Consider the following 15,050-nt stretch of genomic DNA (forward strand, 5'->3'; position numbering starts at 1 on the left):
GAAACCTCTTGGCCGCGCGCAGCACCACCGCCTCTGGTACCTCTCGCCGCATCTCGTTCGCAAAGATCCAGGAGCCTCTCGAGCTCCCGCAGCTTCTCGCACTTCAGACCGACTCCTTCGACTGGCTCGTCGGCAACGACGTCCACAAGGAGCGCCTGGCTGCCCGTGCGGCCGCCGGCGAGGACGTCTCGCAGAAGTCGGGTCTTGAGGAGATCTTCGAGGAGATCTCCCCGATCGAGGACTTCTCGGAGACCATGTCGCTCTCGTTCGACAACCCGGTCTTCTACGACCCGAAGTACACCGTCGACGAGTGCAAGGAGAAGGACTTCACCTACTCCGCTCCGCTCTACGTGTCTGCGGAGTTCACCAACAACGACACCGGCGAGATCAAGGGCCAGACGGTCTTCATGGGCGACTTCCCGCTCATGACCGACAAGGGCACCTTCATCATCAACGGCACCGAGCGTGTCGTCGTCTCGCAGCTGGTCCGCTCGCCGGGCGTCTACTTCGAGCGTGCCGCCGACAAGACGTCCGACAAGGACATCTTCACGGCCAAGCTCATCCCGAGCCGCGGCGCGTGGCTCGAGTTCGAGATCGACAAGCGCGACCTGGTCGGCGTCCGCCTCGACCGCAAGCGCAAGCAGAACGTCACGGTTCTCCTCAAGGCCCTCGGTTGGACCAACGAGCAGATCCGCGAAGAGTTCGGCCAGTACGAGTCGATGATGCTGACCCTCGAGAAGGACAACATCGCCGACCAGGACTCCGCGCTCCTGGACATCTACCGCAAGCTCCGCCCGGGCGAGCCGCCGACGCGCGAGGCCGCGCAGACGCTGCTGAACAACTACTACTTCAACCCGAAGCGCTACGACCTCGCCAAGGTCGGCCGCTACAAGGTGAACAAGAAGCTCGGCCTGACCGAGGCGTTCGACCAGCAGACCCTGACCGTCGACGACATCGTCGCCGCGATCCGCTACATCGTCGCGCTGCACGACGGCCAGACCGAGGTCGAGGCCCCGGCCGGCCCGCTCGAGGTCGCCGCTGACGACATCGACCACTTCGGCAACCGCCGCATGCGTACGGTCGGCGAGCTGATCCAGAACCAGCTCCGCACCGGTCTCGCCCGCATGGAGCGCGTCGTCCGCGAGCGGATGACGACGCAGGACGTCGAGGCGATCACGCCGCAGTCGCTGATCAACATCCGCCCGGTCGTCGCGGCGCTGAAGGAGTTCTTCGGGACCTCGCAGCTGTCGCAGTTCATGGACCAGACCAACCCGATCGCGGGCCTGACGCACAAGCGTCGTCTCTCCGCCCTCGGCCCGGGTGGTCTCTCCCGCGACCGCGCCGGCATGGAGGTCCGAGACGTCCACCCGTCGCACTACGGCCGCATGTGCCCGATCGAGACGCCGGAAGGCCCGAACATCGGCCTGATCGGCTCGCTCGCGTCCTTCGGCCGGATCAACCCGTTCGGCTTCGTCGAGACCCCGTACCGCAAGGTCGTCGACGGCAAGGTCACGGACAAGATCGACTACCTGACCGCTGACGACGAGGACCGCTACGTCATCGCGCAGGCCAACGCCGGGCTCGACGCGGCCGGTGCCTTCGTCGACGAGCGCGTCCTGGTCCGCCAGCGCGAGGGCGAGGTCGGCGAGGTCCCCGCGGCCGAGGTCGACTACATGGACGTCTCGCCGCGCCAGATGGTCTCGGTCGCGACCGCGCTCATCCCGTTCCTCGAGCACGACGACGCCAACCGCGCCCTGATGGGTGCCAACATGCAGCGCCAGGCCGTTCCGCTGGTCCGCAGCATGGCGCCGCTCGTCGGCACGGGCATCGAGTACCGCGCCGCCGTCGACGCCGGTGACGTTGTCACCGCGACGAAGGCCGGTGTGGTCAAGGAGGTCTCCGCCGACCTCGTCGAGTCGATGAACGACGACGGCACGTACACCACGTACAAGCTCGCCAAGTTCCAGCGCTCCAACCAGGGCACCTGCATCAACCAGCGCCCGCTGGTCCGCGAGGGCGACCGTCTCGAGGTCGGCTCGCCGATCGCCGACGGTCCGTGCACCGACGACGCCGAGATGGCCCTGGGCCAGAACCTGCTCGTCGCGTTCATGCCGTGGCAGGGTCACAACTACGAGGACGCGATCATCCTGTCGCAGCGCCTCGTGCAGGAGGACTACCTCACCTCGATCCACATCGAGGAGCACGAGGTCGACGCCCGCGACACCAAGCTGGGTCCGGAGGAGATCACCCGGGACATCCCGAACGTCTCCGAGGAGATGCTGGCCGACCTCGACGAGCGCGGCATCATCCGCATCGGCGCCGAGGTGACCACCGGTGACATCCTCGTCGGCAAGGTCACCCCGAAGGGCGAGACCGAGCTGACCCCTGAGGAGCGCCTGCTGCGCGCCATCTTCGGTGAGAAGGCCCGCGAGGTCCGCGACACCTCCATGAAGGTGCCGCACGGCGAGGAGGGCACCGTCATCGGTGTCCGCGTCTTCGACCGCGAGGACGGCGACGAGCTTCCCCCGGGCGTCAACCAGCTCGTGCGGGTCTACGTCGCCCAGAAGCGCAAGATCTCCGTCGGTGACAAGCTCGCCGGCCGTCACGGCAACAAGGGCGTCATCGCGAAGATCCTGCCGATCGAGGACATGCCGTTCATGGAGGACGGCACCCCGGTCGACGTGATCCTCAACCCGCTCGGTGTCCCGCGTCGAATGAACATCGGCCAGATCCTCGAGCTCCACCTCGGTTGGCTCGCCAACCAGGGCTGGGACCTCAACCTCACCGGCGACAAGCTGGACACCGACTGGGCCAAGCGCCTGATCTCCATCGGTGTCGAGAAGGCCGACCCGGGCACGAAGGTCGCGACGCCGGTCTTCGACGGTGCCCGCGAGGACGAGATCATCGGTCTGCTCGGCGCCACCCTGCCGAACCGCGACGGCATCCGCCTGGTCGGCGACAACGGCAAGGCCCGGCTCTTCGACGGTCGCTCCGGCGAGCCGTTCCCGGAGCCGGTGGCCGTGGGCTACAAGTACATCCTCAAGCTGCACCACCTCGTGGACGACAAGATCCACGCCCGCAGCACGGGTCCGTACTCGATGATCACGCAGCAGCCGCTCGGCGGTAAGGCCCAGTTCGGCGGTCAGCGCTTCGGTGAGATGGAGGTCTGGGCGATGGAGGCGTACGGCGCCGCCTACGCCCTGCAGGAGCTCCTGACCATCAAGTCCGACGACGTCCCGGGCCGCGTGAAGGTCTACGAGGCGATCGTGAAGGGCGAGAACATCCCCGACTCGGGCATCCCGGAGTCGTTCAAGGTTCTCGTCAAGGAGATGCAGTCGCTGTGCCTCAACGTCGAGGTGCTCAGCCAGGACGGCACGCAGATCGAGCTGCGTGACGCGGAGGAGGACGTCTTCCGCGCCGCCGAGGAGCTCGGCATCGACCTGTCCCGGCGCGAGCCCAGCTCGGTCGAAGAAGTCTGAGCGTGATCTCGATACGCGCCTCGGCGCTGCTCGATCGGCGGGAGACCGCTGGTCGAGCAGCCCGAGCCGCTAGGCGAGGGCGTATCGAGACCACCTCAGTCCCATCTGACTTCAATTTCGAGAACTAACGAAGGACTAGAAGCCAAAGTGCTCGACGTTAACTTCTTCGACCAGCTTCGGATCGGCCTGGCCACTGCGGAGGAAATCCGCACGTGGAGCCACGGTGAGGTCAAGAAGCCGGAGACGATCAACTACCGCACGCTCAAGCCCGAGCGTGACGGCCTCTTCTGCGAGAAGATCTTCGGTCCCACCCGGGACTGGGAGTGCTACTGCGGCAAGTACAAGCGCGTGCGCTTCAAGGGCATCATCTGCGAGCGCTGTGGCGTCGAGGTCACCCGCTCGAAGGTGCGTCGTGAGCGGATGGGTCACATCGAACTCGCCGCTCCCGTGACCCACATCTGGTACTTCAAGGGCGTTCCGTCGCGGCTGGGCTACCTGCTCGACCTCGCCCCGAAGGACCTCGAGAAGGTCATCTACTTCGCGGCGTACATGATCACCTCCGTCGACGAGGAGGCGCGTCACCGCGACCTGTCCTCTCTCGAGGCGAAGGTCGACCAGCAGCGCAAGATGCTGACGAACCGCATGGACGTCGCCATCAACGACCGCGCCAAGAAGCTCGAGGAGGACCTCGCGGCTCTCGAGGCGGAGGGCGCCAAGGCCGACGCCAAGCGCAAGGTCCGCGACGGTGCCGAGCGCGAGATGAAGCAGCTGCGTGACCGCAGCGAGCGCGAGATCGCGCGCCTCGACGAGGTGTGGGACACGTTCAAGAGCCTCAAGGTCCAGGACCTGATGGGCGATGAGCTCCTCTACCGCGAGATGAAGAACTGGTTCGGCAAGTACTTCGAGGGCTTCATGGGCGCCACGGCGATCCAGAAGCGCCTCCAGGACTTCGACATCGACCAGGAGGTCGAGAACCTCCGCGAGACCATCGCCACCGGCAAGGGTCAGCGCAAGGTCCGCGCCCTCAAGCGTCTCAAGGTCGTCGACGCGTTCCGCAAGACCGGCAACAAGCCGGTCGGCATGGTCCTCGACGCCGTCCCGGTCATCCCGCCGGACCTGCGCCCGATGGTGCAGCTCGACGGTGGCCGCTTCGCGACCTCCGACCTCAACGACCTCTACCGTCGTGTGATCAACCGCAACAACCGCCTCAAGCGTCTCCTTGACCTCGGTGCCCCCGAGATCATCGTGAACAACGAGAAGCGGATGCTGCAGGAGGCCGTCGACTCGCTGTTCGACAACGGCCGTCGTGGTCGCCCGGTCACCGGTCCCGGCAACCGCCCGCTCAAGTCGCTCTCCGACATGCTCAAGGGCAAGCAGGGTCGCTTCCGTCAGAACCTGCTCGGCAAGCGCGTCGACTACTCGGGCCGTTCGGTCATCGTCTCGGGCCCGCAGCTCAAGCTGCACCAGTGCGGTCTGCCCAAGCAGATGGCGCTCGAGCTGTTCAAGCCGTTCGTGATGAAGCGCCTCGTGGACCTGTCCCACGCGCAGAACATCAAGTCCGCCAAGCGGATGGTCGAGCGCGCTCGTCCGGTCGTCTGGGATGTCCTCGAAGAGGTCATCACCGAGCACCCTGTCCTGCTCAACCGTGCGCCCACGCTGCACCGTCTCGGCATCCAGGCGTTCGAGCCCCAGCTGATCGAGGGCAAGGCCATCCAGCTGCACCCGCTGGTCTGTGGCGCCTTCAACGCCGACTTCGACGGCGACCAGATGGCTGTGCACCTGCCGCTGTCGGCGGAGGCCCAGGCCGAGGCCCGCATCCTGATGCTCTCGACCAACAACATCCTCAAGCCGTCGGACGGCCGTCCGGTCACCATGCCGTCGCAGGACATGATCATCGGTCTGTTCTTCCTCACGGCCGACCGCGACGACCAGCCGGGCGAGGGTCGTTCCTTCGGCTCGCAGGCCGAGGCGATCATGGCGTTCGACCGCCGCGAGATCACGCTGCAGTCGAAGATTCGCATTCGCCTCGACGACACCAACGACGGGGAGATCGTGGAGACCACCCTCGGTCGCACGATCTTCAACGACACCCTGCCGGGCGACTACCCGTTCGTGAACTACGAGGTGGGCAAGAAGCAGCTGGGCGCGATCGTCAACGACCTGGCCGAGCGCTACACCAAGGTCGAGGTCGCGGCGTCGCTGGACGCGCTGAAGGACAACGGCTTCCACTGGGCGACCCGCTCGGGCGTCACGGTCTCGATCGACGACGTCACCACGCCGCCGAACAAGGCCGAGATCCTCGGCGAGTTCGAGGCCAAGGCCGCGAAGATCCAGAAGCAGTTCGAGCGCGGTCTGGTCACCGACGAGGAGCGCCGTCAGGAGCTCGTCGAGATCTGGACCGAGGCCGCCAAGGTCGTCGGCCAGGCCATGGAGGACGCGTTCGACAAGAAGAACCCGATCTTCATGCAGGTCACCTCCGGTGCCTCGGGTAACTTCAACCAGATCCGCCAGGTCGGCGCTATGCGAGGCCTCGTGGCGAACCCGAAGGGCGAGATCATCCCGCGGCCGATCAAGGCCAACTTCCGCGAGGGTCTCTCCGTGCTCGAGTACTTCATCTCGACCCACGGTGCTCGTAAGGGTCTGGCCGACACCGCGCTGCGTACCGCCGACTCGGGCTACCTGACCCGTCGTCTGGTGGACGTCTCGCAGGACGTCATCATCCGCGAGGAGGACTGCGGCACCGAGCGTGGTCACAAGGTCGACATCACGCACGAGGACGTCGAGACCACCGCCTACGCCCGCACCGCGGCCGAGGAGGTCGTCCACCCGACCACGGGCGAGGTCCTCGCCCCGGCCGGCTCGGACATCGGTGACGTCAAGATCGCCGAGCTCGTCGCCGCCGGCGTCGTGGAGATCAAGGTCCGCTCGGTCCTGACCTGTGAGGCCAAGACCGGCACGTGTGCCAAGTGCTACGGCCGCTCGCTGGCCACCGGCAAGCTCGTCGACATCGGTGAGGCCGTCGGCATCATCGCGGCCCAGTCGATCGGTGAGCCCGGCACGCAGCTGACCATGCGTACCTTCCACACCGGTGGTGTCGCCTCGGCCGCCGACATCACGCAGGGTCTCCCGCGTGTCGTCGAGCTCTTCGAGGCCCGTACGCCGAAGGGCGTCGCCCCGATCTCCGAGGCCGCCGGCCGCGTGGAGATCGAGGAGACCGACAAGGCCCGCAAGGTCCTCGTCAAGCCCGACGACGGCTCGGACGTCATCGAGTACGTCGTCTCGCGCCGCTCGCGCCTGCTGGTGGCCGACGGCGACCACATCGAGGTCGGCCAGATGCTCACCGCCGGTACGCAGGACCCGAAGGAGGTGCTCCGCATCCTCGGCATCCGGGCGACGCAGCAGCACCTCGTCGACGAGGTCCAGGCCGTCTACAAGAGCCAGGGTGTGTCCATCCACGCCAAGCACATCGAGATCATCGTGCGGCAGATGCTGCGCCGGATCACGGTGCTGGAGTCGGGCGAGACCAACCTGCTCCCGTCGGACCTCGTGGACCGTGTGGTCTTCGAGTCCGAGAACCGTCGGGTCGTCTCCGAGGGCGGCAAGCCGGCCTCGGGTCGTCCGGAGCTGATGGGCATCACCAAGGCCTCGCTCGCCACCGAGTCGTGGCTCTCGGCGGCCTCCTTCCAGGAGACCACCCGAGTCCTCACCGACGCGGCGATCAACGGTCGCTCCGACAGCCTCCGCGGCCTGAAGGAGAACGTCATCATCGGTAAGCTCATCCCGGCCGGTACCGGCCTCGAGCGCTACCGCAACATCCGGGTCGAGCCGACCGAGGAGGCCCGCGCCGCGGCCTACTCCGTCACCGGCTACGACAGCTACGACTACGACTTCGGCTCCGCCGGGTCCGGTCAGGCCGTCGCTCTGGATGACTTCGACTTTGGTTCCTACCAGAACTGACGCGCGCAAGCGCGCTCAGTTCTGGTGTAAGAACCAGATCGAGTAGACGAAGCCCCGCCCGAGCTTGCTCGGGCGGGGCTTCGGCGTTGAGATCCGGTTTGTGTCTCCGCAACCGGGCCCGTCGCATGCGGGGCCGAGATGGTGCAACCACCCAGCGGGTACCGGAGTGTTGTAGGTGACGAATCGATCGGAGGAACGACGATGAAGAACCTGACCCGAGCACTCCTCGGCACCGCGATCCTGGCGGCCGGTCTGGGTGTCCTGCCCGCCGGAGCCGCGCAGGCGAGCACTCCGCAGTGCGGCAACGCCGACCTGCGCGTCTCGCTGCACACGAAGGGTGCCGCCGCGGGCAGCGCGTACGTCACGCTCCGCTACCGCAACGTCAGCGACCATGCGTGCCGCACCGGTGGCTACGGCGGGCTCTCGCTCGTCGGTCACGGCAACGGCACCCAGCTCGGCTCGCCGGCGATGCGAGCGCCGGGAACGCCGGTGCGCAGCTTCGTGCTCAGGCCGGGCCAGTGGGCGAGCAGCCTCGTGCAGGTCGCCAATGCGCTCGACTTCCCGAAGCGGGAGTGCCGTCCGACGAAGGCCGACGGCTTCCGGGTCTACGTGCCGAACTCGTTCGAGAGCCAGTTCGTCGCCTACAAGACCCTGGCCTGCGCGAAGCCCCTCGGACACAGCGGCGGCGGCTGGCAGCTGAGCCATCAGGCGTTGAGGAAGCGTCCGTGACGGGCAGGTAGCCTTCGCGCATGACCGCGCTTCCCCCGTCGACCGATGTCCTCGTCGTCGGGGCGGGGCCGGCCGGCTCCTCGGCGGCCGCCTGGCTGGCCCGCGCGGGCATCGGCGTCGTGCTGGTGGACGCGGCCGAGTACCCGCGGGACAAGACCTGCGGCGACGGCCTGACCCCGCGGGCGATCGCCGAGCTGACCCGGCTCGGCCTGGAGGACTGGGTGCGCACGCATACGGTCAACCAGGGTCTGCGAGCGCACGGCTTCGGTCAGACGCTGGAGCTGCGCTGGCCGGGTGGGTCGCTGCCCGACTGGGGCTCCGCGGTCGCCCGCACCGAGCTCGACGACCACCTCCGCACCACCGCCATCAAGGCGGGGGCGGTGGCCGTCGACGGGCTGCGCGCGGTGGACGTACGCACGGGCGCGGACGGCCGGATCGCGGCCGTCATCTTCGAGCGGCGAGGGTCGGGTCCCGATACACGTCGCTCGTCCCTCGCGACGCACTCGACCAGCGAGCGGGACGCCGGTCGCGACGCGACGCACTCGACCAGCGAGCGGGACGCCGGTCGCGACGAGACGCACTCGACCGGCGGTTCCGGTGATCGAGTAGCGAGCGCCAGCGAGCGTATCGAGATCGCCTGCCAGCGGGTGGTAGTCGCCGACGGCGTTCGCTCGCCGCTGGGCAAGCTGCTCGGGCGCGTGTGGCACCGCGACACCGTATACGGCGTGGCCGGGCGCTCGTACGTCACCTCGGACCGTACCGACGACCCCTGGATCAGCTCCCACCTCGAGCTGCGCGGCCCCGCCGACAGCACCGGAGCGCGCCCGCTTCTGTCGGGCTACGGCTGGGTCTTCCCGCTCGGGACCGGTGAGGTCAACCTCGGCGCCGGCACCCTCGCGACAGCCAAGCGGCCCGCCGACGTCGCGATCAAGCCGCTGATGCGGGTCTATGCCGACACGATCCGCGAGGAGTTCGGCCTGACGGGCGACCTGCGCGCGGAGGCCTCCGCCCTGCTGCCGATGGGCGGCGCCGTGACCGGGGTCGCCGGACCGAACTGGGCGCTGATCGGCGACGCCGCCGCCTGCGTGAACCCGCTCAACGGCGAGGGCATCGACTACGGCCTGGAGACCGGGCGGCTCATCGCCGAGGTGCTCAGCGCCTCGCGCCACGTCTCCCTCGAGGCGCTGTGGCCCGAGCTGCTGCGCGGGCACTACGGCGAGTCGTTCGCCGTCGCGCGCCGGGTCGCCGAGATCGCCACCAACCCCAGGATCGTGGCCGCGCTCGGCCCGATCGGGATGCGCTCGACCTGGATGATGCAGCTCGCGCTGCGCTGGATGGGCAACCTCGTCACCGACGAGGACCGCGACCTGGTTGCGAGGATCTGGCGCCGGGCCGGCCGCTCCGTCGCCCGGCGCGATCTCGCGGGCGACGAGCGCCCCCTGTTCGGGAGCCGCTGATGGCCCGGGGAGGAGCGCCGCGGCGCCTGCCGCGCCGCCAGCGCGTCGCCGCGTACGCCATCATCCAGCGGGTCTCGGACACCGGCGAGCTGGAGATCCTGATGAGCCGGCTCTCGGCGATCGTCACCGACGAGGAGATCTGGACCCTCCCCGGTGGCGGGATCGACCACGGCGAGGACCCCCGCGCCGCCGTCGTCCGCGAGGTCCGCGAGGAGACCGGGCTGGCGGCCACCGTCGGGGACACCGCCCACGTCTTCAGCCACCACGGCCAGCGACTGTGGCGCGGCCGCAAGGTCGACGCGCACGCGCTGCGGATCGTCTACGACGGCTGGGTGGCCGCCGATGCGCCCGCGCCGAGGACCGTCGAGGTCGGTGGCACCACCGCCGAGGCCGCCTGGCACCCGCTCGCGCAGGTGCTCGACGGGACGGTGCCGACGGTGCCGCTCGTCCGGGACGCGCTGGGCGCGCATCGGCCGACCCGGGTGCAGCGGATCTCGGCGTACGCGCTGATCCGGCGCGACGGAGTCGCCGGCGAGGAGGTGCTGCTGTGCCGCAACTCCGTGCACAGCCCGCACCCCGGGCAGTGGAACCTGCCCGGCGGTGGCATCGACTTCGGTGAGGCACCGCTCGTCGCGCTCGTGCGCGAGGTCGAGGAGGAGACCGGGCTGGTCCCCACCCCCGGCGCGTTGCTCGCGGTCGACGACATCGCGTTCGCCGGGAAGGCGCCGAGTGGGCGGCACGAGGAGTTCCACGGGATCCACCTCGTCTTCGACGCGACGGTCTCTGACGGCGCCGTACCGAGGCCCGATCCGGAGGATCGGACGACGGACGCGGCCTCCTGGGTCGCTGTGGCGGAGATCGAGTCGGGTGCAGTGCTGGTGCGTGATGTCGTACGGACGGCGCTGGCTGCGCTCTGAGGCGCGCGGCTCGCTCGGCCGGGCCGCCCCGCCGGTCCGCACACGCCTGGGGGCAGGCGTCGCCCCGCGCAGCGCCCCTGCGGCGGCGCTGCCCGTCGGCGCGGCGCGGCCACGTCGGGGATAGGTTGCTGGGGTGAGTGAGACGGTGTTCACGTACGCGGCTCCGGCGCTGAAGTTCGGGCGGGGAGCATCCGACGAGATCGGGTGGGAGCTGGCTCGGCGCGGGGCCCGGCGGGTGCTGCTGGTGACCGACGCGGGGGTGGCGGCGACCGGACATCCGGCGCGGGTGGCGGAGCAGGCCCGGGCGGCCGGGGTCGAGGTGACGATCTTCGACCGGGTGCAGGTGGAGCCGACCGACGAGTCGTTCGCGCTGGCGATCGGGTTCGCGCGCTCGGAGGGGCCGTACGACGCGATCGTCGCGCTGGGCGGCGGGTCGTCGATCGACACCGCGAAGGCGGTCAACCTGCTGCTGACCAACCCCGGCGAGCTGATGGACTACGTCAACGCCCCGGTCGGGCGCGCCCTGGCGCCGGCCAACGCCCTGCTGCCGCTGATCGCCGTGCCGACCACCACCGGCACGGGCGCCGAGTCGACCACCGTGTGCGTCCTCGACGTGCTCGCCCTCAAGGTGAAGACCGGCATCTCGCACGCCGCGCTGCGCCCGACCCTGGCCATCGTCGACCCCGCGCTGACGCTGACCCAGCCGTCGATGGTCACCGCCTCGGCGGGCATGGACATCCTCTGTCACGCGCTGGAGTCCTACACCGCCAAGCCGTACACCGCCTTCGACCGCAAGACGCCCGAGGCCCGGGTGCCGTACTGCGGCGCCAACCCGATCGCCGACATGTGGTCGGAGAAGGCGATGAGCCTGCTGGCGACGTCCTTCCGTGCGGCCGTCCGGGACGGCTCCGACGACAGCGCTGCCTCCCTTCGGGCGCGCGAGGAGATGTCCCAGGCCGCGACGTTCGCCGGGCTCGGCTTCGGCAACGCCGGCGTGCACATCCCGCACGCGGACGCCTACCCGATCGCCGGCCGCGTCCGGGACTACACACCCGACGGCTACCCGGCCGGCCACCCGATGATCCCGCACGGGATGTCGGTGGCGTTGACAGCGGTGGAGGCGTTCCGGTTCACCTTCGAGGCCTCGCCCGAGCGGCACCTCCGGGCCGCCCGACTCCTCGACCCGACCGGCGAGCACAGCGCCGGGGAGGGCCCCGACGTGCTGCCGCGGGTGCTGCGCCGCCTCATGGACGACATCGGGATGCCGGCCGGGCTGGGCGAGGTCGGCTACACCCACGGCGACGTCGCCGACCTGGTCGACGGCGCGCTCAAGCAGGAGCGGCTGCTCTCGATCGCTCCGAAGCGTCCTACGGAGGACGACCTGGCTCGGATCTTCGGAGCGTCGATGGGAGAATGAACGGGTGACGCTGACCCCTGACCTGGCCGCTGCCGACCTGGCCGCTGCTGATCTCGCTTCGGAACTGCGTTCGAGGGGTCTGCGCGAGGTCGACGACTCGACGCTCGCCCGGGCCCTCTACTCCTCCGACGCGTCGCTCTACCGGGTCATCCCGCAGGCCGTGGTCAAGGCCCGCAGCGTCGAGGACCTGCTCGCGGTGCACGACGCCTCCCGGGCGCTCGGCATCCCGATCACCCTGCGCGGCGCCGGCACCTCGATCGCGGGCAACGCGGTCGGCCCCGGCATCGTGGTCGACACCCGCGGGTTCAACCGGGTGCTGGAGATCGACCCCGAGGCCCGTACGGCCCGGATCGAGCCGGGCGTGGTCCACGCCGACCTGCAGCGCGCCGCCGCTCCGTACGGCCTGCGCTTCGGTCCCGACCCGTCGACGCACCCGCGCTGCACCATCGGCGGCATGATCGGCAACAACGCCTGTGGCTCGCGCGCGCTCGGCTACGGCCGGACCGTGGACAACGTCGAGTCGATGGACGTCGTGTTCGGCAACGGCGAGCGGGCGACGTTCGGGGTCTCGACAGGCTCGACCTCCGTTGGCGGCGGGGTCTCGACAGGCTCGACCTCCGTTGGCGGCGGGGTCTCGACAGGCTCGACCTCCGGGGGCTCGATCTCCGGGCTCTCGCGCACCGGGGAGCGACTGGCCGCGATCGCGGACGCCAACCTGGCCCACCTGCGCACCGAGTTCGGCCGCTTCGGCCGCCAGGTCTCGGGCTACTCGCTGGAGCACCTGCTGCCCGAGCGCCGCCGGATCGAGCGCTTCCTGGTCGGTACGGAGGGCTCCCTGGCGACCGTGCTGGAGACCACCGTCCGCCTCGTCACCGACGAGCCCGGCCGGCTGATGCTGGTCCTCGGCTACCCGACGATGGCCGAGGCCGCCGACGCCGTACCGGCGCTGCTCGCCGCCGCTCCCGGCCGGCTCATCGCCTGCGAAGGCCTCGACGCCCGCATCGTCGAGCTCGTCCGTGCCAAGGGTTCGGTGGTCCCCGACCTTCCCCGCGGCGGCGGCTGGCTCTTCGCCGAGGTCGCAGGCGCCGATGCCCGCGACGTGACCGCCCGGCTCGAGGCCGCCGGCGGCGCGCTCGCCACCCGGCTGGTCACCGACCCCGGCGAGGCCGCGGCGCTGTGGCGGATCCGCGAGGACGGCGCCGGCCTGGCCGGCCGCTCCCTGGAGACGCCGGCCTACTCGGGCTGGGAGGACGCGGCGGTCCCGCCGGAGCACCTCGGCGCCTGGCTGCGCGACTTCGACGAGATCCTGGCGACGCACGGCCTCCAGGGCATCCCGTACGGCCACTTCGGCGACGGCTGCATCCACTGCCGGATCGACTTCCCGTTCGAGGCCGGCAAGCCCGAGTCGGCACGGCTCTTCCGCGAGTTCATGACCGCCTGCGCGATCAAGCTCAAGGAGTACCGCGGCACGCTCTCGGGCGAGCACGGCGACGGCCGCGTCCGCGGCGAGCTGCTGTCCTACATGTACGACGAGAGGTCGCTCGACCTCTTCAAGCAGGTCAAGGCGGTCTGCGACCCCGAGAACCTGATGAACCCGGGCATCATCACCGCCCCCGACGCAGGCCCGGCCTCGATCACCGACGACCTGCGGCCGGTCCGGCCGCGCTCGCGTCCGCGGACCGGGCTCAAGCTGATCCACGACGACGGCGACCTGGGCGCGGCCGTGCACCGCTGCACCGGTGTCGGCAAGTGCGTGGCCCCCAAGACCAGCGGCGTGATGTGCCCCTCCTACCTCGCCACCATGGACGAGAAGGACTCCACCCGCGGCCGCTCGCGCGTGCTGCAGGAGGCGCTCGACGGCGCCCTCGTGCAGGGCCTCGCCGACCCGGCCGTGAGCGAGGCGCTCGACCTGTGCCTGGCCTGCAAGGGCTGCTCGTCGGACTGCCCCAGCGGCATCGACATGGCGACCTACAAGTCGGAGTCGCTGCACCAGAAGCACGACGTGCTGGGGGAGAGGCGGCCCCGGTCGCACTTCTTCCTCGGCCAGCTGCCGAAGTGGGCCCGCCTCGCGGCACCGCTCGCGGTCCTGGTCAACCTGATGATGAAGGTGCCGCCGTTCGCGCGGATCGCGAAGTGGATGGCCGGGCTCGACCAGCGCCGGTCGGTGCCGACCTTCGCGACCCAGACGCTGCGCCGTGCGGCCGCGTCCCGACAGGCTCATCATCCGGAGATCGAGCCCGTCGAGGCCCCGGACGTCTGGGTCTGGGCGGACTCGTTCACCGACCACTTCTTCCCGCGCTCGGGCCTCGCGGCGATCGCGTTCCTCGAGGCACAGGGCCTGCGGGTCAAGGTCATCCAGGACGACGCCTGCTGCGGCCTGACCTGGATCACCACCGGTCAGCTCGACAAGGCGAAGCAGATCATGGACCGTACGGTCCGCACGCTCGCTCCCTACATCGCCTCCGGTGTGCCGGTGCTCGGCCTCGAGCCGTCCTGCACCGCGACGCTGCGCTCGGACTCGCTCGAGCTCAGCGACGCACCCGAGGCCGTCACCGTCGCCGAGGGGCTGCTGACCTTCGCCGAGCTGGTCACCAGGATGGACCTGCCGCTGCCCGACCTGTCGGGTGTCGAGGTCGTCGCCCAGCCGCACTGCCACCAGAGCGCCGTGATGGGCTGGAAGGTCGACCAGGCGCTGCTGGAGAAGGCCGGCGCCGCGGTCACCAAGGTCGCCGGCTGCTGCGGCCTGGCCGGCAACTTCGGCGTCGAGGAGGGTCACTACGAGGTGTCGGTCGCCGTGGCCGAGACGCACCTGATGCCCGCCGTACGGGCGGCGTCCACGGAGGCCGTCATCCTGGCCGACGGGATGTCCTGCCGCGTCCAGCTCGACGACCTGGCCGACGTCCCGACGATGCACCTCGCGGAGCTCTTCGCCTCGAAGCTCTGATCGGGTCGCCGGGCCGGACCGGTCGCCCCCGGCGGGGCGCAGCAGGGCGGCGTGTCACCTCTCGTATAAAGAGGGGTACATGCGGTTCCTCGACGCTTTGTATTGGTCTTTATAGGGCCCTATAAAGACCAATACATAGCGGGGGCCGAG

7 protein-coding genes are annotated in these 15,050 nt (G+C 69.7%); all 7 read left to right on the top strand.

Annotated elements, in window-relative coordinates; all coding sequences use genetic code 11:
- Window positions 1-8 precede the first annotated feature (8 nt).
- The 7 genes from rpoB (at window position 9) to ACZ5L9_RS09125 (ending at window position 14,900) form a co-directional block, all read left to right on the top strand.
- Entirely contained in the window at window positions 9-3,479 is a 3,471-nt protein-coding gene (gene rpoB, locus ACZ5L9_RS09095) for a DNA-directed RNA polymerase subunit beta (protein WP_464536361.1), read from the top strand.
- Between the two features lie 147 nt (window positions 3,480-3,626).
- Window positions 3,627-7,436 carry a DNA-directed RNA polymerase subunit beta' gene (locus ACZ5L9_RS09100; protein WP_464536363.1) on the top strand — a complete coding sequence of 1,270 codons (3,810 nt, stop codon included), beginning with the start codon at window positions 3,627-3,629 and terminating at the stop codon, window positions 7,434-7,436.
- Window positions 7,437-7,637: 201 nt separating this feature from the next.
- Window positions 7,638-8,165: a DUF4232 domain-containing protein gene (locus ACZ5L9_RS09105; protein ID WP_464536365.1), complete on the top strand. Its 528-nt coding sequence runs from the start codon at window positions 7,638-7,640 to the stop codon at window positions 8,163-8,165.
- A gap of 20 nt (window positions 8,166-8,185) precedes the next feature.
- Entirely contained in the window at window positions 8,186-9,622 is a 1,437-nt protein-coding gene (locus ACZ5L9_RS09110) for an FAD-dependent monooxygenase (RefSeq protein WP_464536367.1), read from the top strand.
- On the top strand, window positions 9,622-10,539 hold the full coding sequence (locus tag ACZ5L9_RS09115; RefSeq protein ID WP_464536369.1) for an NUDIX hydrolase: 918 nt from the start codon (window positions 9,622-9,624) through the stop codon (window positions 10,537-10,539). Before ACZ5L9_RS09110 ends, ACZ5L9_RS09115 begins: the two co-directional genes overlap by 1 nt.
- Window positions 10,540-10,672: 133 nt before the next feature.
- Window positions 10,673-11,956 (top strand): hydroxyacid-oxoacid transhydrogenase, encoded by a 1,284-nt coding sequence (locus ACZ5L9_RS09120; RefSeq protein ID WP_464536371.1) that lies wholly within the window; start codon window positions 10,673-10,675, stop codon window positions 11,954-11,956.
- A 22-nt stretch (window positions 11,957-11,978) separates the two neighbouring features.
- On the top strand, window positions 11,979-14,900 hold the full coding sequence (locus tag ACZ5L9_RS09125; RefSeq protein ID WP_464536834.1) for an FAD-binding and (Fe-S)-binding domain-containing protein: 2,922 nt from the start codon (window positions 11,979-11,981) through the stop codon (window positions 14,898-14,900).
- Window positions 14,901-15,050: the final 150 nt, after the last annotated feature.

It is taken from the genome of Nocardioides sp. JCM 18998 (assembly GCF_055391535.1).